Raw genomic sequence first — 19,455 nt, 5'->3', positions numbered from 1 at the left:
TTTCTGATGAAGCCGCTCCAGACATACTCCAGACTCCCTTGACCTCCGTCCCGGACCCAGTTAGGACACTTTCATGACGCAATCCCTGGCTGCCGTCCCACCCAAGGACCCCGCGCGTTTGCCCCGCATAGCACTGGTGGGTGTCCACGGCTTCGGCGAACGCCACCTGGAAAACCTGGAGAGATTGTCCGCCGCCGGAATCCTGGAACTGGTGGCAGTGGCCGATCCGCAACCTCCTTCCCAAGGCACACTCGCAACCGACGTGGCGGTCTTCGCCTCCTTGGACGAGCTCCTGGCAACAGGCCCGGCACCGGACGTCGTCATCGTCTCCACACCAATCCAAACCCATGCTCCTTTGGCCCTCGCGGCCATCAGGGCAGGGGCCAACGTGTACCTTGAAAAACCGCCGGTCGCCTCCCTGGCCCAATACCGGGACGTCATGGCAGCAGCAGCCAACGCCGGTTGCCTGGTCCAGGTTGGCTTCCAAAGCCTGGGTTCGGACGCCCTCCCGGCCATCGACGCCATGGTGGCTGCCAAAGCCATCGGTGAAGTCCGCGGCATCAGCGCCACCGGCATGTGGCTGCGCGACAAGGCGTACTTCAAACGCTCCCGCTGGGCAGGCAAGCGCAGCCTCGACGGAACCGATGTGGTGGACGGGGTGGCCACCAACGCTCTGGCGCACGCCGTAGCTACCGGGCTTCGGCTGGCCGGCGCCCGGACCCTGGATGACGTTCAGGCCGTCGACACAGACCTCTACCGGGCCAACGACACCGAGAGTGACGACACCTCAGTCGTCCGGGTCCGGACGACGCAAGGGACTGTGCTCACCTGTGCCCTGACGCTCAGCGCCCCCGAGCAGTCAGCACCCGTCGTCACCGTGCACGGCACCCTGGGCCAACTCACGCTCTATTACACCGAAGACCGCGTGGAGATCACCACCTCGGAAGGAACCAGGGAAGAAACATTCGGACGGACCGATCTTCTGGAAAACCTCCTGGCGGCACGCAGCGAAGCCGATTTGCTCAGCCCCTTGAGCGGTTCCGGTGCCTACATGGCCGTGCTGGAAGCCGTCCGGACAGCCCACGCCCCTCGCCCGATCCCTCAGGAGTTCATTGCGTGGGAAGGCCAGGGGGACCAGTCCCATGCCGTGGTGCGGGGCATCGGGTCCCTGATCCGCCGGGCGGCATTAGGCCAGGCCACGTTCGCTGAACTCGGTGTACCGTGGACGTCCTCGATGACGCCTGAACTCACCATCAACGGTGCCACGGTCGCCAACGTCCAGGACGGCACGTACATCCGGCCCACGTCATCGCCACGGCCCTACCTCCATCCTGTGCGGACTCTCGGCGGCACCGTGGTCACGGACCACGTGCCGGAAGACCATGTGTGGCATTTGGGGGCCGGCGTGGCCCTGCAGGATGTGGACGGGACCAACTTCTGGGGCGGCCGGACCTACACCCGCGAGGCCGGGATGTACGTCTGGCGCAAAGACCACGGGAGGATCGTCACGGACTCAGCAGAACACGGCGACGGGTACCGGCGTGAGCAGCTGAGCTGGCTCGCTCCGGACCACTCGCCCATACTCCGCGAACAGCGCCAGTGGCGGTGGGCCGCCGTCGGACGTTCAGCCTGGCAGTTGAGGCTCGACTTCACGCTGGAATCGGCCACAGGACGTCCGGTGATGCTGGGCAGTCCGGGTTCCAACGGGCGGCCGCAAGGCGGCTACGGTGGCTTCTTCTGGCGGCTGCCCGCAGTTGCCGATGCCACTATCTGGACGCCCGAGGCACGTGGCGAGGACGCGGTCCACGGGAGCGTCGCGCCGTGGCTGGCCTGGTCGGGAACGTTCGACGCCGGTACCGCCGGCTCCGCGCACGTCACCGATGATCCCGGGCTGGGCCATCCCGCAACACTCGTGTTCCTTGCCTCGCCACAGGCACCGGACCCGTGGTTCGTGCGGCACGAGGGCTATCCCGGCGTCGGACTGTCCCTGGCATGGGACAGCCCGGTGTCCACCGAACCGGGCCGGTCGGTCCATCGGACAGTGAGGGTCCTTATCGTGGACGGGTTCCTGGCAACGCATGACATTGAACAGCTCATCACCACTTTGGGGGAACCGGCATGACCACACCTACTCAGTCCGCGACGACTCACTCGACGCCGGCTCCCGCAAGCGCAGCCCCCGGCAACGTCGCCGACCGTGCCGTGAAGCGCCGTCGTGTCCTGGACATCCTGGATGCCGCTGGCCGCGACTCGCTCCTCCTGACCTCCAATACGGCCCTCACCTGGTATCTGGACGGCAGCCGGGTCCACATCAGCTTGGCCGGAGATCCGATCGCCGCGCTCCTGGTGGACCGGGCAGGCGACCACTTGGTGACGTTCAACAACGAGGCCGGACGGATCAGCGCTGAAGAGCTCCCCGAGGGGGTCAGCCTCGACACGGTGCAATGGAACGGGCAACTGCACGCTGCGGCGGCGAAGCTGGCGGTCGATGGCGACCCCCTGGTGGAAGCCGCCATCGCTACCGAGCTGCGGGCCGCCCGCCAACAGCTCTTGCCCGGCGAAGCCTCGCGGTATGCCCGGCTTTCAGCTGACGTAGCGCGCGCCATGACGGACGTCCTCCAGACGGTGACGCCGCAAACGACCGAATTCCACCTGGTTTCGGAACTCGCTGCCCGCATCGTGGCGATGGGCGCCGAACCGCTCGTGCTCCTCTGCAACGGTGAGGCCCGCAGCAGCTTCCGTCATCCGCTGGCCACGCACTCCGCCATCGGTCGCCGTGCCATGGCCGTTGTGTGTGCCCGTCGCAACGGCTTGGTTGCCAACGTGACCCGCTGGGTGGCATTCGACGCCGGCACCCCCGCGGAGCTCGACGCCGAGGCACGCATCGCGGCAGTGGAGGCCGACATTTTCCGGGCCACGCTTCCGGGAGTCCGGCTCAACCAGGTCTTCAGCGAAATCCAGAAGGCCTACACCCGCCACGGCTTCGGTGAAGACCAGTGGAAGCTCCATCACCAGGGCGGTCCGGCCGGATACGCGGGCCGCGACCCCCGGGTCACAGCCGACGTCACGGATCTGATCGTCCTCAACCAACCGTTCACGTGGAACCCCTCGGGACCCGGCGTGAAGATCGAAGATACCGTTCTGCTCACGGACTCCGGCGTGCGGGTCCTGACCGTAGACGAACGCTGGCCGATCACGGAAGTGGACGGCCGCCGTCGTCCCTTGACCCTTCGCCCCTGACCGGGGCCACCACGCACGAAAGGGGCGGGTCACCATTACGGTAGCCCGCCCCTTTCGTCCGTGGCGGCCCAACTAGGGGACAGCAACTGTCGCAATGAGGGCTCAATGCGACGTTTGCTGTCCCCTACTTGGGTTAGCCGAGCGTCAGGATGCCGTCCACGCGTCGCGGGATGCCCAAGGGGTTCGCATCGCGAAGGGCCGGATGCAGCACACTTTCCGGCGCATCCTGATACGCCACGGGGCGCTGGAAGCGACGCACCGCGGTGGCGCCCACCGAGGTGAAGAGCGAGGTTGTGGCGGGGTACGGCCCCCCATGCTGCTGGGCCCAGTTCACGGCCACACCGGTGGGCCAGCCATCGAACAGTACCCGCCCCGCCAATCCACTCAGCTGCTCCACGAGTGACGAAACGTCCTCATCCGGCTCTGCGTGGACAGTGCCCGTCAGGCTCCCCGGAACCTTTGCCAGGGCGGCAGACAGTTCCTCCTGGTTGGCGTACTCGATGAGCAACGTCGTGGGGCCGAAGCATTCCTCCAGCAGCTCCTCCGGGCGTTCCAGGACGTTGGCCGCCGTCGTGGAGAAGACCACCGGCGCGGCGCCGTCCGAAAGGCTGTCCTGCTCCACCGAGCCACTGACGACGGCGACTCCCGGCTGGTCTGCCACGCTCCGCAGCCCGTCCGGGTACGCTTCCGCGATGCGCTCCGTCAGCATGGCAGCGGTCGGCTTGTCCTTGCTCGCCTCGGCAAGCTGCGAGGCGAAGTCCGTCCCGGCCGGGATGAACACGAGCCCGGGCTTGGTGCAGAACTGGCCGGCGCCCATGGTGAAGGAGCCCGCCAGGCCCGCAGCAAGCTGTTGCCCACGTTCGGCCAACGCCTCGGCTGTGATGACCACGGGATTCAGGCTGCCCAGCTCGCCGTAGAACGGAATGGGTTCAGGCCGTGAAGCCGCCAGATCGAACAGCGCCCTCCCGCCGGGGATGGACCCGGTGAAGCCCACGGCCTTGATGGCAGGGTCCTGGACCAGCGCGGTCCCGGCCTCCCTGCCACTGACCAACGCGAAAATACCGTCCGGAGCTCCGGCCTTGGACAAGGCTTCGGTGACGATCTCCGCCGTCCGCTCCGAGAGCCGCAAGTGTCCGGAGTGTGCTTTGACGATCACCGGGCACCCGACGGCGAGCGCTGATGCGGTATCGCCCCCGGCAACGGAGAAAGCGAACGGGAAGTTCGACGCCGAGAACACGGCCACCGGACCGATCGGACGCAGGATGCGGCGCAAGTCGGGCTTGGGCGGGGTGGTTGAGGGATCGGCGTGGTCGATCACCGCTTCAAGGTAGGAACCCTCGGTGATGACCTGCGCGAACAACCTGAGCTGGCCGCTGGTCCTTGCTACTTCACCGGTCAGCCGTACCGTGCCAAGGCTCGTCTCGGAGTCGGCAATGGCCACAAGCTCTGTCACGTTCGCGTCCAACGCGTCGGCGACGGCGGTCAACCAGGCCGCGCGTTCGGCGTCGGAAGCTGCTGCGGTCACCTTCGCCGCTGCCGTGGCTGCTGCGGTGATGGAGGTCAGATCAAGAGTTGCTGTACTCACTGCGGTTTCCTTTGCTGTCAAGGGCTGAAGTGTCATAGGCCTGCTGCGGTCCCCCGGAAAATTGGAAGCCGAGTCCGGGAAGGCCCGCTGAGCTGAGCCTGGTGGTTCCCGTCATGTTGCTGATCCGCACGGGGCTGGGGCCGGCCAGGATTCCGAGTTGCCCGAACGAGGCATCCTCCACGTCTTCGACGCTGACCGGTTCAGCCAAGGTGAGCGCGAGCTGGCCTGAAAGTTCAGGGAGCAAATGCGGGGCCACCCGGATGCTGTGGGTACGGGCCAATTCAACGATCCTGCGGAACGGTGTGATGCCACCAACCCGGACGATGTTGGGCTGGATGATGTCCACGGCTTCGGCCTCGATAAAGTCGCGGAAGCGGTACACGGTGTGGACGTTTTCACCCAAGGCAATGGGCACCGGCGAGTGCTTCCGCAAGCGGCGGTAGGCCCAGAGGTCGTCGGCACGGATGGGTTCTTCCAGCCATTCCAGTCTGTACTCCCCCAAAACCTCCAAGGCACGGAAGGTGTGCGCCAGGTCCCAGCGCTGGTTCGCATCGATCATGAGGCGCCGGTCCGGACCAATGACTTCCCGGACAGCGGCCACCCGCTCGGCGTCTTCGGTGAGTTCGGGCTTCCCCACCTTGATCTTCACGGCGTGGTGCCCTGCGGCGACCCAGCGCCGGGCTTGCTCCACGAGCTGCTCCAATGAATAGTGCAGGTTCACGCCGGAGCCGTAGACCTCCACGGACTCCTGGCGTTGCCCCAAAAGCCCGGTGACCGAGGTCCCCGCCTGCCGTGCCTTCAAGTCCCACAGCGCGAGGTCGACGCCGGCCATTGCGATGGTGGTCAGGCCTCCCCCACCGGCTTCATGGAGCCGCTTCCACAGTTGGTCCCACACCGTCTCCGCATTCGCCTCGAGCCCGATGATGAACGGGGCGATGTCGTGGTCCAGGAGCGCTTTGACCGCTTGGGGACCAATCGTAGGGGTCCAGGAGAAACCGTGGCCCGTGCCGCCGTCGTCCGTTGTCAGGCAGGTGACAATCACATGGTTCTCCGGTGCCTCCGCACCCCAGCTGCGCAGCAGCGGAACCGTGATCAGCCGGGTGGACAGGCCAGTGATGCGGGCTGGCATCAGCTCTCCGCCAATTCGTGGCCCTTGGCCAGGATGGCCTTGAGCTCAAGGAGCTGCTCCTCATTGGGATCAACCAGCGGCGGGCGGACCGGACCAACCGGCAAACCTGCCAGCCGGAGACCGGCCTTGATGAGCGAGACGCCAAAGCCCGGAGTCTGGTCCCGGAGACGGACCAGCGGCGCGTAGAACCCTTCGAGGAGGGCATGGCGTCGTTCCTCATCACCGGCCATGTAGGCGTCGTAGTAGGCCTTGGCGATCTCCGGCGCCATGGCGAAAGCTGCCGAGGAGTACAGGGGGATGCCCAGTCCGCGGTAGGCGCCCTGAGTCAGTTCGGCGGTCAACAACCCGTTGAACAAGGCAAAGTCCGTGCGGCCGCTCGCGTTGATCGCAGACACGATTTCCTGGGCCAGGCCGACGTCGCCGATCCCGTCCTTGAAGCCCACCACTTTCGGGTTCGCGGTGAGGCGGGTGATGGCTTCGGCGGTGAACTTGGCGGTGCCCCGGTGGTACACGATAACGGGCAGGCTGCTGGCTGCGGCGACGGCCTCAACGTACGCCACCACACCGTCTGTGGGGCCCGTGACCAGGTAGGGCGGAAGGACCAGGAGGGCGTCCGCGCCGGCTTCTTCTGCCACCTTGGCAGCGGCAAGGGCGTGCCCCAGCGGTCCACCGGCGCCGGAGACCACCGGGACGGTTCCGGCAACGGCCTCGACGGCGGCAGCCACCACAGTGCGGATCTCATCGAGGGAGAGAGCATGGAATTCACCCGTGCCGCACGCGGGGAAAACGCCGCCCGGCCCGAACGGCAGTCGTGAGGTGATGTGCTCCTTGAGCAGGGCAACATCGACGCTGCCGTCCTCAGCGAAGGGCGTGACGGGGAAGAATAAAACGCCGTCGAAATTCATGGTGTCTCCTTGGTTGCTCCCGCCGGTACCAGGCCGGCGTGGATCTCGTCATTGAGTGGTGCTCGGTGTGCTGCAGTGTCGGGGCCGGCATACGGCGGGGTAAGTTCGGTCCGCCAGGTGCGCTTCGGCTCCCACCCCAGAAGCTCGCGGGCCTTGTCGATGGAAAACGCCGGGCTGGTTCCGGTCAGGTGCGCGGTGAGGGGTCCGCTGCCGGGCAGGAAGCGCGGGAAGAGTTCAGCCAGGGGAGCTGTGGCCAAGGCATCCTTCGCGCCAACGAAGAACACTTCTCCGTTGGGAATGGTGTCCATTTTCGCCAGCAGAACATCCAGGAATTCGGCGACATCCCGGGCGTCCACGTAGTTGAACAGGGCCGGCGCGGACAGTGCGGGATCGTCCAGGCGTTCGCGTACCGTGTGGCCTTGCTGCGTGGGCGCTCCTTCCCATTCCTCCGGGGAGATCACGAAGCAGGGACGGAAAGCGGCATAGCGGATGGTGTTGCCCTGGGCCGCTGCGAACATCTGCACCGTCTGTTCGGCAATCAGCTTCGATAGCGCATAGGCGTTCCACGGCTTGGGCGGCGTCTGCTCGTTCAAGGGAAACGACGGCGGCAACCACCCGGCCGGCGAACCATAGCCAAGGGCGGTGGGGCTGCTGGCCGTAATGATCTTCGGTATCCCGGCGTCGGTCGCCGCGGCGAGCACCGCATAGGCGAGCCGGGTGTTGGTACTGAAAATGACGTCCTCAGGCGCGCTGAAAGGTACGGCAATGGCAGCGAGGTGGATGACGGCGTCGGGCGCCGTTTCGCGGATGAGCCGCTCCGCTTCCCCGGGCGCCAGCAAATCTGCGGTGTATTGCTCGGCTCCGGCTGGCAACTGGCCGGACGGGACGGCGTCGCGATCGACCGAAATCACCTGGTGTCCAGCCTCGGCGAGGCCGGACACCACGCTGCGGCCGAGCCTGCCCGAACCGCCGGTAACGAAAATCCTGCTCATGGTCTGTCTCCTTGTGTGGGAAAGCGGTCAGGCCTGGTTGCGGCCGAGATCGACGCCGAGGCCAAGTTCGCTGATCCGGACGGGGAGGTCAGTCTCCAGGGATTGGTTGCCTGCGATACCGACAGACACCGAGCGAAGACCGTCGATGTAGCCGGACGGACGGCCCAGCGGGTCGATGCCGGGGCCGTTGAAGAGGTCCGAGAGCAGCAGGTTGTCTCCGCCGCCGTGGCCGCCTTCACCGTTGATGATGGGCACCTCATAGGCAGCTTCCCAGTGTCGCTGGACCACGAGCCGCTCACCATTGCGGCGAACGGCGTCGTCTTCCTCGATGGGGGTGGCGCTCGGGTCAACCACGGTCTTCTTGTCGGTGCTGGACTCGACGGCGGCACGCTCCACCACTTCGAGTTCGGCGCGGCCCTCGGTGCCGTTGACCGTGACGCGATAGCCCTCCCAGGGGCTGTGCGCGTTCAGCGAGTAGCTCAGGGTAGGCCCGCCCTGGTAATCCACCACCAAGGCGAGGTTGTCCTCGATGGTGATGCCTTCCGTGAAGACGTCCTGGTCGCGGAGGTAACCGTCAAATTTTTCGTTGTCGTAGTACAGGGCCTTCAGGCGCTCGTCCTCGCGCATGTCCAGGCGGAAGGGGTCGTGTTCCAGGCCATCGACTGTGCCGCGCTCGGGGCGGGCTCCCAGGCCACGTTCCGCGGCGTTCTTGTCGCCATAGAAGCGAAGGCCGCCGGAGGCGAACACGCGCTCCGGGACATCATTGATCCACCAATTGACGAGGTCGAAGTGGTGCGAGGCCTTGTGGATGAGCAGCCCGCCGGAGTTCTTCTTGTCACGGTGCCAGCGGCGGAAATAGTCCGCGCCGTGCACGGTGTCCAGCACCCAGCTGAAGTCGATGGACGTGACCTTTCCAATCACGCCGTTCTGGATGACTTCCTTAAGCGCGCTGTTGCGCGGCGAGTAGCGGTAGTTGAAGGTGACCACCACGTTGCGTCCGGTTTTGGCGACTGCCTCCGTGATGCGGCGGCAACCCTCGACGTCGATGGTCAGCGGCTTTTCAACCACGACGTCGGCGCCTGCCTCGAGCGCCTCGACGATGTAGTCCGCGTGAGTGTAGTCGGGTGTCGTGACGATGACGCGCTCGATGCCGTTGGACTGGATGAAACCGGTGAGGTCGCCCGGCTCGAAGGAAGCCACAGGCTCCGTTCCGCCAAGTTCCTTGATGAGCTGCCTGTAGAAGTCCACGCGGCCCTGGTTGACGTCGGACAGTGCAACAAGCTGGGCTACGTCTGCGTGCTGTCCGTAGATGGCCCGGATGTACATTTCCGAGCGGCCGCCGGTTCCAATGAGGGCGATACGGGTCCGCTGCGTGCCTCCGGTCCGGGTTGTCGCGTCCGCTGGCGCGGTGCGGGTCTCGGCTGAGTCGACGTTGACCATGATTGTGCCCCTTTCAAAAGGCAGGAGTGAACCGCTTGACGGCCCGGATACGTGTGGAAGAATATGTGAGAAAGCGTTTTCTCAGAGGGTTATAAGCTTTCTATCAAGACTCTGGTGGTCACGTCAACCAGTGCGCCAACGACGAAGCACTCGGGGGACGAACAAAGGGAAGGGGCCACATGGCACGCAGGAACACCAACAGGCGCGTTGGTATTGCCGACGTCGCGGAGAAGGCCGGCGTCTCACACGCAACGGTTTCACGCGTCATGAACGGTAACGCCGCAGTTGATCCCGGTATCGCCGAACGGGTGCGCGCCGCCGCGGCTGAGCTCAAGTACCAACCCAACCCGGTCGGGCGAAGCCTGGCCCTGGGAAAGACCGACACCATCGGCATCGTCGTCCCGGACCTTGCCAACCCAACCTTCCAGGCCATCCTTCGGGGACTCAGCATCGCAGCGGCCCAGGACGGGTACCGCGTCCTCATCGCGGACTCCTCGGAAGTCACCAGCGAGGAAGCAATCCTGGCCGGAGAAGCCAGGCGGCGCTGCGACGGCGTGGTGCTCTGCGCTCCCCGCATGGGCGATGCCGAGCTCGAGGAACTGGCACCAACCCTGCATCCACTGGTCCTTATCAACCGCACCACGGTAGCCACTAACACGCCGAGCCTTAGCGTGGACTACGGCCAGGGCATCCAGGAACTGGCGCAGCACCTGGTATCGCTCGGCCACCGCCGACTGGCCTTCCTCTCCGGCCCCGAGCACAGTGCTTCGAACCGGCAACGCCTGGTTGGCTTGGACCAGTTCCGGGCGGAGCACCCGGAGATCGAACTGCAGATGCTCCCGGGCGGCTCCAACTTTGATTCGGGCCACGAATGCACCGACGCCATCATCGCCAGCGGCGCCACGGGCATCCTTGCCTTCAACGACCTCGTGGCCATGGGCCTGCTCAGCGGCCTGCACGAGCGGGGAATCCGCGTCCCGGAGGACATTTCCGTGACGGGTTTCGACGACATTCCCTTCGCCAAATACACCACTCCTCCCCTGACCACGGCGGCCGTGCCCATCAACGAGCTCGGGAGCCTGGCGTGGCGGCGGATGCGGGAACAGATCCAACAGTCGGACACAGCCCCAAGCCAGGCACAGGACGAATTCTCACCGCGCATGGAAATCCGCAAAAGCACCGCAGCCCCGGCCCTCAAGCCCGCCTAGAAAAGCAACGCGGGGTCACTTATGGCCCCTGCGGAGGGCTTCCATGGGCCATAAGTGACCCCGCGTTGCTCTAGGACGCGTGGGATGAGCCCAGTCCTGCCTCCTTGTAGAAGCCTTGGATGTGGGCTGCCACCAGCTCAGCGGCTTTGCCGCCGTCGTTATTGTTCACGGCGGCGAGGATGGCGCGGTGTTCGAGCCGCAGTCTGGCGCAGGTCGCGTGCCAGTCGGGTAGGTTTTCCGTCAGTTCGCCCGCGTAGTTTTCGATCGCGCCACGCAGCGAGGCCATCATTGCGCTGACCACCGCGTTGCCTGCCGCCTCCGCCAGGGCAACATGGAAGCGGGCATCGAGGGCCAGGAAGGTCCCAATGTCCCGCGTCGTGTCCATCCGGTCCAGCAGTTCCGCGGCCTCCCCCAGCGCGGGTACGCCCACTCTGGCGCGCGCCGCAGCCCAGGATTCCAGCAGGACGCGGGTCTCCACAATGTCGGCCACGGGAAGATGGCGGGTTGCCACATGCAGCCGAAGGGTTGAACCCAACGCCGATCCCGGCTCAGCGATGACAATGGTCCCGGCATCCTTGCCGGAACCCACGCCGGCGCGCACCACACCCATGGCTTCGAGGATCCTCACTGCCTCGCGCACGGAGGTCCGTGAGACCTGAAGTTGCTCGGCCATCGTCCGCTCCCCGGGCAGGCGGCCACCCAGGACGAGCTCGCCATCGGAGAGCTGCTTCTCGATCCACTGCAGGACAAGTTCGTGCGTTCGCATACCGGAATACTAGTTGATGTGGTCCGACCACATGGATTACAGTGTGGTTAGACCACACAGCATTCAAGGGAGAACAGCATGACCGACACCCTCGATCCCAAGATCACGGCCGCGCCCGCCAACGCCGGGAGCGACGAAAACGTGACCCGGCCGCCCCAGCCGCGACCCGCCGTCGTGCAGCCTCCGGCCCTGAAGCGCCGGGTTCCCAAAGTCTCCGACCTCGCGCCGCTCATGCAGTTCAAGAAGCCCGAATTCAGCAAAGCCGCACGGCTCAAGCGTGCCAGCACCATCTGGGAGTTGCGCGACATCGCCAAGCGCCGCACACCAAAAGCGCCGTTCGACTACACAGACGGCGCCGCAGAAGAAGAGATCACCCTTCGCCGGGCACGCCAGGCCTTCCAGGACATCGAATTCCGGCCGGGCATCCTGCGGGACGTGTCCAGGATCGACCTCCGCACGGACATTCTCGGCAAGGAATCCAGGCTTCCGTTCGGCATTGCACCTACCGGCTTTACCCGGATGATGCAGTCCGAGGGCGAATATGCCGGCTCGCAGGCCGCTGAAGCCGCCGGAATCCCGTACACGCTGTCCACCATGGGCACCGCCTCCATCGAGGACGTTGCAACGGCCGCCCCGAACGGCCGCAACTGGTTCCAGTTGTACCTGTGGACCGACCGTGACCGCTCGCTGGAATTGATCGAACGCGCCGCAAAGGCCGGCAACGACACCCTCATGGTCACCGTGGACACCGCCGTCGCCGGTGCACGCCTCCGCGACGTCCGCAACGGCATGACCATCCCACCGGCGCTTACCGTGAAGACTGTCCTGGATGCCTCCTACCGTCCGGCGTGGTGGTTCAACTTCCTGACGCACGAACCTCTGACGTTCGCTTCCCTCTCGCGTTACACCGGGACCGTGGCCGACCTGATCAACTCCATGTTCGACCCCACCCTGACCTATGAGGACTTGGACTGGCTGCGCGAAACCTGGAAGGGCAAGCTGGTGGTCAAGGGCATCCAGACCGTGGAGGACGCCCGGCGCGTTGTTGACCACGGCGCCGACGGCATCATCCTGTCCAACCATGGTGGCCGCCAGCTGGACCGCGCACCCATCCCCTTCCACCTGCTGCCGGAGGTCACCGGGGCTCTCCAGGCGGACAACAGCAACGCCGATGTCATCCTGGACACTGGCATCATGAGCGGCGCGGACATCGTGGCAGCTCTGGCATTGGGCGCAGATTTCGCGCTGATCGGCCGCGCCTACCTCTATGGCTTGATGGCCGGCGGACGCGAAGGCGTGGACCGGACCATCCAGATCCTGGAAAAGGACATGACCCGGACCATGGCGCTCCTGGGCGTCAGCAAGGTCTCGGACCTTAACCCGGAGCACGTGCGGCTGCTCCAGCGCTAACCCAAGTAGGGGACAGTTCCTGTCGCTATGATTGCTCATTGCGACAGGAGCTGTCCCCTACTTGGGTGCCACGGGCGTTAGATGAGGCCCTGGGCGAGCATCGCGTCGGCTACCTTGACGAAGCCGCCAATATTGGCGCCCACCACGTAGTTCCCCGGCGCACCGTATTCTTCCGCTGTCTCGGCGCAGCGATCATGGATGCCCACCATGATCTCGGTGAGCCGCTGCTCCGTGTGCTCGAAGGACCAGGAATCGCGACTGGCGTTCTGCTGCATTTCAAGCGCGGACGTAGCGACACCACCGGCATTGGCGGCCTTGCCCGGTCCGAACAGGATGCCGGCCTCCTGGAAGACGGACACCGCCGAACGCGTCGACGGCATGTTCGCGCCTTCTGCCACCGCGATCAGCCCGTTGCTGACCAGCTTGGCGGCAGCCTCGCCGTCGAGCTCGTTTTGCGTGGCGCACGGCAGCGCAACGGTGCCGTTGACGTCCCACACGGAACCTCCGGCAACATGGCTGGCCCCGGCGCGGCGGGCGGCGTACTCCGTCAGACGCGCACGCTCCACTTCCTTGATCTGGCTCAGAAGTTCGACGTCGATCCCCGCCTCGTCCACGACGTAACCGGCGGAGTCGGAACAGGCCACCACCGTGGCGCCGAGTGACTGGGCCTTGGCAATTGCATGGATGGCTACGTTTCCTGAACCGGAGACCACAACGCGCTGCCCATCGAAGGAGGCACCCCGGGTCTTGAGCATCTCCTGCGCGAAGATCACCGTGCCATAGCCAGTAGCCTCCGGACGGACCAGCGAACCGCCCCAGGAAATGCCCTTGCCGGTCAGGACGCCGGACTCATAGCGGTTGGTGATGCGCTTGTACTGGCCGAAAAGGTAGCCGATCTCCCGGCCACCCACTCCGATGTCACCGGCGGGAACGTCGGTGTACTCGCCGATGTGGCGGTACAGCTCGGTCATAAAGGACTGGCAAAACCGCATGATCTCGGCATCGGAGCGGCCACGCGGGTCAAAGTCGGATCCACCCTTGCCGCCGCCGATGGGCATGCCGGTCAACGCGTTCTTGAAGATCTGCTCGAAGCCCAGGAACTTCACGATTCCCAGATACACGGAAGGATGGAAGCGCAATCCACCCTTGTACGGGCCGAGTGCCGAGTTGAATTCCACCCGGAAGCCGCGGTTCACGTGCACGCGTCCGGCGTCGTCGGTCCACGGGACGCGGAAGATGATTTGGCGTTCGGGTTCGCACAGTCGCTCCAGGACGGCACCTTCGAGGAACTCGGGGTGACGGTCGTGGACCGGGCCAAGGCTTTCAAAGACCTCGATGACAGCCTGGTGAAATTCCTTCTCCCCCGGGTTCCGTGCCAGAACTGTGTCGCGGACGGTTTCGAGCCTTGAATCCATGCGTCTTCCTATCCTCGGTGCGCCGGCGGCGGCGGAACGAATCGGTTCCGCCCATGCTTGCACCCCAGGACGTAGGATCTCCATCCGGGAACAATGTGACCCGGCCACAGGAGTTAACACAAGCGTAGAAAATCACCGGCAAGTCAAGGAACAGCTGGACGACAAGACATCACAATGTGACAAGCGTCACGCAATTCCGGTGGTTAACGCTTGCGCCCGAACTTGGGCAGATTGGGCAGGTTGGGAAGGTTCGCCAACAGATCGGCAGCCTTGGTGGCTGCCCGGCCGACCGTGCGGCCGATCTGCTGCGGAACGGTATCGTCCGACGCCGGGTCCAGTACGACGGCGGTATCGCTTGCGTGGACCTTCGCGGCCTGGTTGATGGCTTCGGGAAGCGTTGGCGATTCAGCGACCGGTTCCGCAGCCGGGGACGGCACTGCCGGAGCGACGGCGGCGGGAGCGGCCGGTCCGACGTCAAACGTCTCAAGCCAGTTCGCGACGCCGGCGAGCGGCTTGGGATTGAGCGCATAGAACCGCTTCTGGCCCTGCGCGCGCATGCTGACGAGGTCGGCCTCGCGCAGCACCTTCAGATGCTTGGAGATGGTGGGTTGGCTCGCAGCCAGTTCTTCCACCAGTTCGCCTACAGCCTTATCCCCAGAGCGGAGGGAAACCAGGATGTCGCGCCTGGTTGCCTCAGCTATGACGGCAAATACGTCGTCAGTCACCATGCCTTACACCCTAGCGACATATACGCCACTTGGCATCCCTTGTTTCCTTGTGCTTTCGTGCAGGATTCAGTCGAACCAAGGGTCCAGGCCGTACAGCGGGAAAATCTCCTTGCGCGTCGCGATGACCGTCCGGTCAACTTCGTCCGCGGGATCGTAGCCAACTTCCCAGGAGCGCCACCAGACGTCGACGTCGTCGCCCATCTTTTCAGGAGCCCACACACCGTAGCTTTCCTTGACGTACGTCCGCCACGCTTCCGGCACGGGAAGGCTCAGCGCCACCGGCCGCTGGGTCACCATCCCGATCAGGTGGCTCCAGGCCCTCGGCACCACGCCCGTGACGTCGTACCCGCCGCCGCCTGTGGCGATCCAACGGTTGTCGCAGTAGCGGGCGGCCAAACTGGCGACGGCGGAGGCGGCCTCGCGCTGCCCGTCGACACTGAGATTCAGGTGCGTCAGGGGGTCGTCCCGGTGCGAATCGCAACCGTGCTGGCTGACGATCACTTCAGGTTTGAAGGCGCCGACCAGCTGGGGCACCACGGCATGGAACGCGCGCAACCATGCCGCGTCCCCCGTGAAAGTGGGAAGCGCGACGTTCACCGCGGTCCCCGGCGCCTCAGGACCACCGGTTTCGTTGGCAAAGCCCGTCCCAGGGAACAGGGTCAGGCCGGTTTCGTGGAGGCTGATGGTCATGACGCGGGGATCGTTCCAGAAAATGCCCTGCGTCCCGTCGCCGTGATGGGCGTCGACGTCGATGCTCACCACGCGCTGCACACCGCCGTCGAGCAGTCTCTGGATGGCCATCGCGACGTCGTTGTAGACGCAGAATCCGCTCGCCCGGTCACGTGCGGCGTGGTGCATGCCGCCGCTGAAATTGACCGCACGCACCGCCCGGCCGGACAGGAGGGTGTCCGCCGCCAGCAGGGAACCGCCGGCCAGCCTGGCGCTGGCCTCGTGCATCCCCGCGAACGCAGGATCGTCCTCGGTCCCCAGCCCGCGGTCTTCCTCCGGGCGGCTTGGGTCGTTGCTGACCCGCCGGACCGCCTCAACGTACTCGCGGCTGTGGACGGTAAAAAGTTCGACGTCGGTTGCCAGGCCGGGTGCCTCCACCGCCACATGCTGGTGATCGAAGAGGCCCAGCGATTGGGCAAGGCGGGCTGTCAGTTCAAGCCTCTGCGGCGCCATGGGATGGCCCGGACCGAAATTGTAAGAAGTCATGGCTGGATCCCACACCACCGTCGTTGGCAGTGCGGAGCGCGTAATGCTGGAAGCAGTTGTTCCAAGCGTGGAGTTCATCCAGAACAGGCTACCTGAGGCTGGAACAGCCCAACGCCCCGGTTACGCGCGCGAATAGTGGTTTACTACTCAGGAAAGCTTGTTTCAACCAAGGAAGAGCGCCATGTCCCACAGCCAGTCGCGGTCCACCAGCCCGACCAACTGGCAACCCAACCAGCAGGAGCGTGAAGGTCTCTGGATCTTCACCCGTGTGCGCGACTTCATCGACAACATTGCCAACACCTCACCGGCGCGTTTGGCCTTGACTGTGTTCGCCGTGGTCATCCTGTTCTTCACTGGATTGCTTTCCCTTCCGGCAGCGTCAACTGAAGGGACTGTGACGCCGCTGCACCAGGCCATGTTCACAGCCGTATCGAGTGTCTGCGTCACCGGCCTGACCGTGGTCTCCACGGCAACCCACTGGACGTTCTTCGGCCAGCTCGTGATTCTGGTGGGCATCTTCGTGGGTGGTTTGGGCACCCTGACCCTCGCCTCGCTGCTGGCGCTCATGGTCAGCAAGCGCCTTGGCGTTCGCGGCAAGCTCATCGCCCAGGAAGCCATGAACAACGCCGGCCGCCTTGGAGAAGTCGGCACCCTGCTCCGGATCGTCATCACGACTTCCGTGGTCATTGAAGGAGCCCTCGCGCTGGCACTGATTCCGCGCTTCATCGTGCTGGGCGAAGACTTCTGGCAGGCAGTATGGCACGGCGTGTTCTACTCCATCTCAGCCTTTAACAACGCCGGATTCACGCCCCACTCCGATGGCATCGTTCCCTACGAAACCGACCTCTGGATCCTGGTGCCCCTCATGCTCGGTGTCTTCCTCGGCAGCCTGGGCTTCCCCGTGGTGATGGTCCTCCAGCAGAACGGGCTCAACTGGAAAAAGTGGAACCTCCACACCAAGCTCACCATCCAGGTTTCCTTCATCCTGCTGGCAGCCGGTACCGTCCTGTGGGCCCTGATGGAATGGGACAACGTGCGGACCATCGCCAATATGAACCTTGGCGATAAGATCATCCACTCGCTCTTCGCCTCCGTCATGACGCGGTCAGGCGGCTTCAACCTGGTGGACCAGAACCACATGGAGTCCACCACCATGCTGCTCACCGACGCGCTCATGTTTGCCGGCGGCGGCTCTGCCTCCACGGCCGGCGGCATCAAGGTGACCACCATCGCCGTCATGTTCCTGGCCATCATGGCAGAGGCCCGCGGTGACGCCGATGTGAAGGTGTACGGACGCACCATTCCCCAGGGCACGATGCGTGTGGCCATCTCAGTGATCGTCGCCGGCGCCACGTTGGTGTCTGTTGCAGCGTTCCTGTTGCTCTCCATCAGCGGAGCGTCACTTGACCGGGTGCTCTTTGAATCCATTTCCGCCTTCGCCACCGTGGGACTGAGCACCAACCTCAGCGCCGAGTTGCCGCCGTCGGGCGTTTATGTCCTGACAGCGCTGATGTTCGCCGGACGCGTCGGCACCGTAACCCTTGCAGCCGGGCTGGCACTGCGCCAGCGCAGCCAGCTGTTCCACTACCCGGAAGAGAGGCCAATCATTGGCTAGTTCCACAGGGGCCGCCAACCGCCCCGCACACAATGCCCCGGTGTTGGTCATCGGACTCGGCCGGTTCGGCTCCGCAACGGCCGAGCAATTGGTCAAGCAGGGCCGCGAAGTCCTGGCCATCGAGCGCGACCGCACGCTGGTCCAGAAATGGGCTCCGGTGCTGACCCATGTCGTTGAGGCCGATGCCACCAACATCGATGCCCTCCGCCAGCTTGGCGCGCAGGAGTTCAGTTCCGCCGTCGTCGGCGTAGGCACGTCCATTGAGTCCTCCGTGCTCATCACCGTGAACCTGGTGGATCTTGGCATCCAGCACCTCTGGGTCAAGGCGATCACCCCGTCCCACGGCAAGATCCTCACCAGGATCGGCGCCAACCACGTGATCTACCCTGAGGCCGATGCTGGAGTCCGGGCAGCCCACCTCGTCTCCGGGCGCATGCTGGACTTCATCGAGTTCGACGACGACTACGCGATCGTCAAGATGTACCCGCCCAAGGAGACTGTTGGCTTCACGCTGGAAGAATCCAAGGTCCGTTCCAAGTACGGCGTGACCATTGTGGGCGTGAAGACTCCTGGCGAGGACTTCACCTATGCCCGGCCGGAAACCAAAGTGTCCGGCCACGACATGCTGATCGTCTCCGGACACGTGGACCTGCTGGAGCGCTTCGCCGCACGCCCCTGACCCCTATGGAGTTTTTGTACAGCCAACGCCCTTGGGACACCCTTTTGAGGGCGTTAGCTGTACAAAAAACTAGCCGAGCTGCCGGGTGATTTCGGCTGCGCGGGCCGCTGCGGCCCTGGCACCGTCGGCAATGATCCCGGGGATCCCGCCGTCGTCGAACGCAGCGATGGCTCGTTCGGTAGTGCCGTTGGGGCTGGTGACGGCGACGCGAAGGGCATGCGGGTCCGCGCCCGGTTCGGCCAGCATGAAGCCAGCGCCCGCCACTGTTTCACGGGCGAGCATAACGGACAGTTCTTCGTCCAAACCAAGCTTCACGCCCGCTGCCGCCATGGCCTCGGCGAGGTAGAACGCGTAGGCCGGGCCCGAACCGCTGATGGCAGACAACGCGTCCACCTGCTCTTCGGGGATCTCCACGACCTTGCCGGCGCCTGCCAGCGCCGTCTTGACACTCTCAAGCTGTTCCGGAATGCAATGAGTCCCCGGCGAAACAGATACGACGCCGCGGCCAAGCCGGGCGGGTGTGTTCGGCATGGTGCGGATCACCGGCTGGCCTTCCGGCAGTGCCGCTTCCAGCTGCGCGATGGAGACGGCCGCCGCGACGCTCACCACGATGGTGTCCTTCGCCAAGGCAGGGCTGATCTCCCGGGCCAGTTCCAAGATGCCCACCGGCTTGACGCCAAGAATGACCATGCTGGAGCCCTTGGTGGCCAACTTGTTGTTGTCGGGCTCTTCCTCACCGGCGATCGCCGTCACGCCGTGGCGCTGGGCGAGTTCTTCGGCACGCTCCGCCCTGCGGACCGTCGCGACGATGTCCGAGGGGTCAGTGCCCGCGTTGAGCAGGCCCCCCATGATGGCCTCGTTCATGGATCCACAGCCAAGGAATGCGATTCGGTTGCTCATGGCTCCATCATTGCAGTTGAGCTCGGACGGGGTCGAATGGGTTCCGGATTCACAGCTTGTTCCCAAGGTTATTGCAGGCAGCACTCATGCTCGGTCCGTAACTTAGTAGTTACCTCATTGAGGGTGCGAGTGATGAGGCGGGCATGGGGATGTCCGCCAGCAGCACCGGCGGCCGGACGGGTTTTCCCCCATTTCCCGATTCGACCGCCGGTGCTTTCGCTTTTAACC

The 19,455-nt window shown here is 64.9% G+C and carries 17 protein-coding genes; 7 read left to right on the top strand and 10 right to left on the bottom strand.

The window, feature by feature from the left end:
* Positions 1-73 precede the first annotated feature (73 nt).
* Together PQ627_RS10500 and PQ627_RS10495 are read left to right on the top strand one after the other, a co-directional pair.
* Complete coding sequence (locus PQ627_RS10500) at positions 74-2,122, top strand: DUF6807 family protein (protein WP_274260729.1); 2,049 nt, start codon at positions 74-76, stop codon at positions 2,120-2,122.
* A complete protein-coding gene (locus PQ627_RS10495; RefSeq protein WP_274260726.1) occupies positions 2,119-3,240 on the top strand; it encodes a M24 family metallopeptidase in 1,122 nt (373 codons plus the stop codon). The genes PQ627_RS10500 and PQ627_RS10495 overlap by 4 nt, the downstream gene beginning before the upstream one ends.
* Before the next feature lie 133 nt (positions 3,241-3,373).
* Here PQ627_RS10495 and PQ627_RS10490 read toward each other — a convergent pair whose 3' ends face one another.
* From PQ627_RS10490 to PQ627_RS10470, 5 genes are read right to left on the bottom strand one after another with little or no spacing between them, the layout of a single operon-like run.
* On the bottom strand, positions 3,374-4,825 hold the full coding sequence (locus PQ627_RS10490; protein ID WP_274260724.1) for an aldehyde dehydrogenase (NADP(+)): 1,452 nt from the start codon (positions 4,823-4,825) through the stop codon (positions 3,374-3,376).
* A complete protein-coding gene (locus PQ627_RS10485; RefSeq protein ID WP_274260723.1) occupies positions 4,806-5,954 on the bottom strand; it encodes a mandelate racemase/muconate lactonizing enzyme family protein in 1,149 nt (382 codons plus the stop codon). The genes PQ627_RS10490 and PQ627_RS10485 overlap by 20 nt, the downstream gene beginning before the upstream one ends.
* Positions 5,954-6,859: a 5-dehydro-4-deoxyglucarate dehydratase gene (locus tag PQ627_RS10480; protein WP_274260721.1), complete on the bottom strand. Its 906-nt coding sequence runs from the start codon at positions 6,857-6,859 to the stop codon at positions 5,954-5,956. The genes PQ627_RS10485 and PQ627_RS10480 overlap by 1 nt, the downstream gene beginning before the upstream one ends.
* The gene (locus tag PQ627_RS10475; RefSeq protein WP_274260719.1) at positions 6,856-7,851 is read right to left on the bottom strand and encodes an NAD-dependent epimerase/dehydratase family protein; all 996 of its coding nucleotides are present in this window, start codon (positions 7,849-7,851) and stop codon (positions 6,856-6,858) included. The genes PQ627_RS10480 and PQ627_RS10475 overlap by 4 nt, the downstream gene beginning before the upstream one ends.
* A 27-nt stretch (positions 7,852-7,878) precedes the next feature.
* Entirely contained in the window at positions 7,879-9,291 is a 1,413-nt protein-coding gene (locus PQ627_RS10470; protein WP_274260718.1) for a Gfo/Idh/MocA family protein, read from the bottom strand.
* 179 nt (positions 9,292-9,470) lie between these two features.
* On the opposite strand from PQ627_RS10470, the gene PQ627_RS10465 reads away from it, so the two are divergent.
* Positions 9,471-10,499, top strand: a complete 1,029-nt coding sequence (locus PQ627_RS10465) for a LacI family DNA-binding transcriptional regulator (RefSeq protein WP_144659138.1) — start codon at positions 9,471-9,473, stop codon at positions 10,497-10,499.
* Between the two features lie 70 nt (positions 10,500-10,569).
* Here the strand turns inward: PQ627_RS10465 and PQ627_RS10460 are convergent, their stop codons facing one another.
* The gene (locus PQ627_RS10460) at positions 10,570-11,265 is read right to left on the bottom strand and encodes a FadR/GntR family transcriptional regulator (protein WP_274260715.1); all 696 of its coding nucleotides are present in this window, start codon (positions 11,263-11,265) and stop codon (positions 10,570-10,572) included.
* Positions 11,266-11,343: 78 nt separating this feature from the next.
* On the opposite strand from PQ627_RS10460, the gene PQ627_RS10455 reads away from it, so the two are divergent.
* Positions 11,344-12,675, top strand: a complete 1,332-nt coding sequence (locus tag PQ627_RS10455) for an alpha-hydroxy acid oxidase (RefSeq protein WP_274260713.1) — start codon at positions 11,344-11,346, stop codon at positions 12,673-12,675.
* A 77-nt stretch (positions 12,676-12,752) separates the two neighbouring features.
* Here PQ627_RS10455 and gdhA read toward each other — a convergent pair whose 3' ends face one another.
* The 3 genes from gdhA to PQ627_RS10440 form a co-directional block, all read right to left on the bottom strand.
* Positions 12,753-14,090, bottom strand: a complete 1,338-nt coding sequence (gene gdhA, locus PQ627_RS10450) for an NADP-specific glutamate dehydrogenase (protein ID WP_274260711.1) — start codon at positions 14,088-14,090, stop codon at positions 12,753-12,755.
* Between the two features lie 203 nt (positions 14,091-14,293).
* Positions 14,294-14,818 carry an ArsR/SmtB family transcription factor gene (locus PQ627_RS10445; RefSeq protein WP_274260709.1) on the bottom strand — a complete coding sequence of 175 codons (525 nt, stop codon included), beginning with the start codon at positions 14,816-14,818 and terminating at the stop codon, positions 14,294-14,296.
* 66 nt (positions 14,819-14,884) lie between these two features.
* The gene (locus PQ627_RS10440) at positions 14,885-16,033 is read right to left on the bottom strand and encodes an acetoin utilization protein AcuC (protein WP_274260708.1); all 1,149 of its coding nucleotides are present in this window, start codon (positions 16,031-16,033) and stop codon (positions 14,885-14,887) included.
* On the opposite strand from PQ627_RS10440, the gene PQ627_RS10435 reads away from it, so the two are divergent.
* From PQ627_RS10435 to PQ627_RS10425, 3 genes are read left to right on the top strand one after another with little or no spacing between them, the layout of a single operon-like run.
* Positions 16,032-16,169 carry a hypothetical protein gene (locus tag PQ627_RS10435; RefSeq protein ID WP_260842307.1) on the top strand — a complete coding sequence of 46 codons (138 nt, stop codon included), beginning with the start codon at positions 16,032-16,034 and terminating at the stop codon, positions 16,167-16,169. The genes PQ627_RS10440 and PQ627_RS10435 overlap by 2 nt on opposite strands.
* Positions 16,170-16,214: 45 nt before the next feature.
* Positions 16,215-17,648: a TrkH family potassium uptake protein gene (locus tag PQ627_RS10430; RefSeq protein ID WP_144659132.1), complete on the top strand. Its 1,434-nt coding sequence runs from the start codon at positions 16,215-16,217 to the stop codon at positions 17,646-17,648.
* Between the two features lie 40 nt (positions 17,649-17,688).
* Positions 17,689-18,327, top strand: coding sequence for a potassium channel family protein (locus PQ627_RS10425; RefSeq protein ID WP_011775951.1), 639 nt, complete (start codon positions 17,689-17,691; stop codon positions 18,325-18,327).
* Positions 18,328-18,396: 69 nt separating this feature from the next.
* Here PQ627_RS10425 and proC read toward each other — a convergent pair whose 3' ends face one another.
* Positions 18,397-19,227 carry a pyrroline-5-carboxylate reductase gene (proC, locus tag PQ627_RS10420; RefSeq protein WP_274260703.1) on the bottom strand — a complete coding sequence of 277 codons (831 nt, stop codon included), beginning with the start codon at positions 19,225-19,227 and terminating at the stop codon, positions 18,397-18,399.
* Positions 19,228-19,455: the final 228 nt, after the last annotated feature.

Source organism: Paenarthrobacter sp. AB444 (assembly GCF_028736865.1).
GTDB classification, from domain to species: Bacteria; Actinomycetota; Actinomycetes; order Actinomycetales; family Micrococcaceae; genus Arthrobacter; species Arthrobacter nicotinovorans_B.
This window is presented reverse-complemented; position numbering and strand designations above follow the sequence as displayed.

Bases quoted from the DNA above. Each gene is read 5' to 3' on its own strand.
- PQ627_RS10495 (WP_274260726.1), top strand. From the start codon at position 2,119: ATGACCACACCTACTCAGTCCGCGACGACTCACTCGACGCCGGCTCCC.
- PQ627_RS10475 (WP_274260719.1), bottom strand. From the start codon at position 7,851: ATGAGCAGGATTTTCGTTACCGGCGGTTCGGGCAGGCTCGGCCGCAGC.
- PQ627_RS10455 (WP_274260713.1), top strand. From the start codon at position 11,344: ATGACCGACACCCTCGATCCCAAGATCACGGCCGCGCCCGCCAACGCC.
- PQ627_RS10430 (WP_144659132.1), top strand. From the start codon at position 16,215: ATGTCCCACAGCCAGTCGCGGTCCACCAGCCCGACCAACTGGCAACCC.
- gdhA (WP_274260711.1), bottom strand. From the start codon at position 14,090: ATGGATTCAAGGCTCGAAACCGTCCGCGACACAGTTCTGGCACGGAAC.
- PQ627_RS10440 (WP_274260708.1), bottom strand. From the start codon at position 16,033: ATGACTTCTTACAATTTCGGTCCGGGCCATCCCATGGCGCCGCAGAGG.
- PQ627_RS10435 (WP_260842307.1), top strand. From the start codon at position 16,032: ATGGCTGGATCCCACACCACCGTCGTTGGCAGTGCGGAGCGCGTAATG.
- PQ627_RS10465 (WP_144659138.1), top strand. From the start codon at position 9,471: ATGGCACGCAGGAACACCAACAGGCGCGTTGGTATTGCCGACGTCGCG.
- PQ627_RS10460 (WP_274260715.1), bottom strand. From the start codon at position 11,265: ATGCGAACGCACGAACTTGTCCTGCAGTGGATCGAGAAGCAGCTCTCC.
- PQ627_RS10445 (WP_274260709.1), bottom strand. From the start codon at position 14,818: ATGGTGACTGACGACGTATTTGCCGTCATAGCTGAGGCAACCAGGCGC.
- PQ627_RS10470 (WP_274260718.1), bottom strand. From the start codon at position 9,291: ATGGTCAACGTCGACTCAGCCGAGACCCGCACCGCGCCAGCGGACGCG.
- PQ627_RS10500 (WP_274260729.1), top strand. From the start codon at position 74: ATGACGCAATCCCTGGCTGCCGTCCCACCCAAGGACCCCGCGCGTTTG.
- PQ627_RS10485 (WP_274260723.1), bottom strand. From the start codon at position 5,954: ATGCCAGCCCGCATCACTGGCCTGTCCACCCGGCTGATCACGGTTCCG.
- proC (WP_274260703.1), bottom strand. From the start codon at position 19,227: ATGAGCAACCGAATCGCATTCCTTGGCTGTGGATCCATGAACGAGGCC.
- PQ627_RS10480 (WP_274260721.1), bottom strand. From the start codon at position 6,859: ATGAATTTCGACGGCGTTTTATTCTTCCCCGTCACGCCCTTCGCTGAG.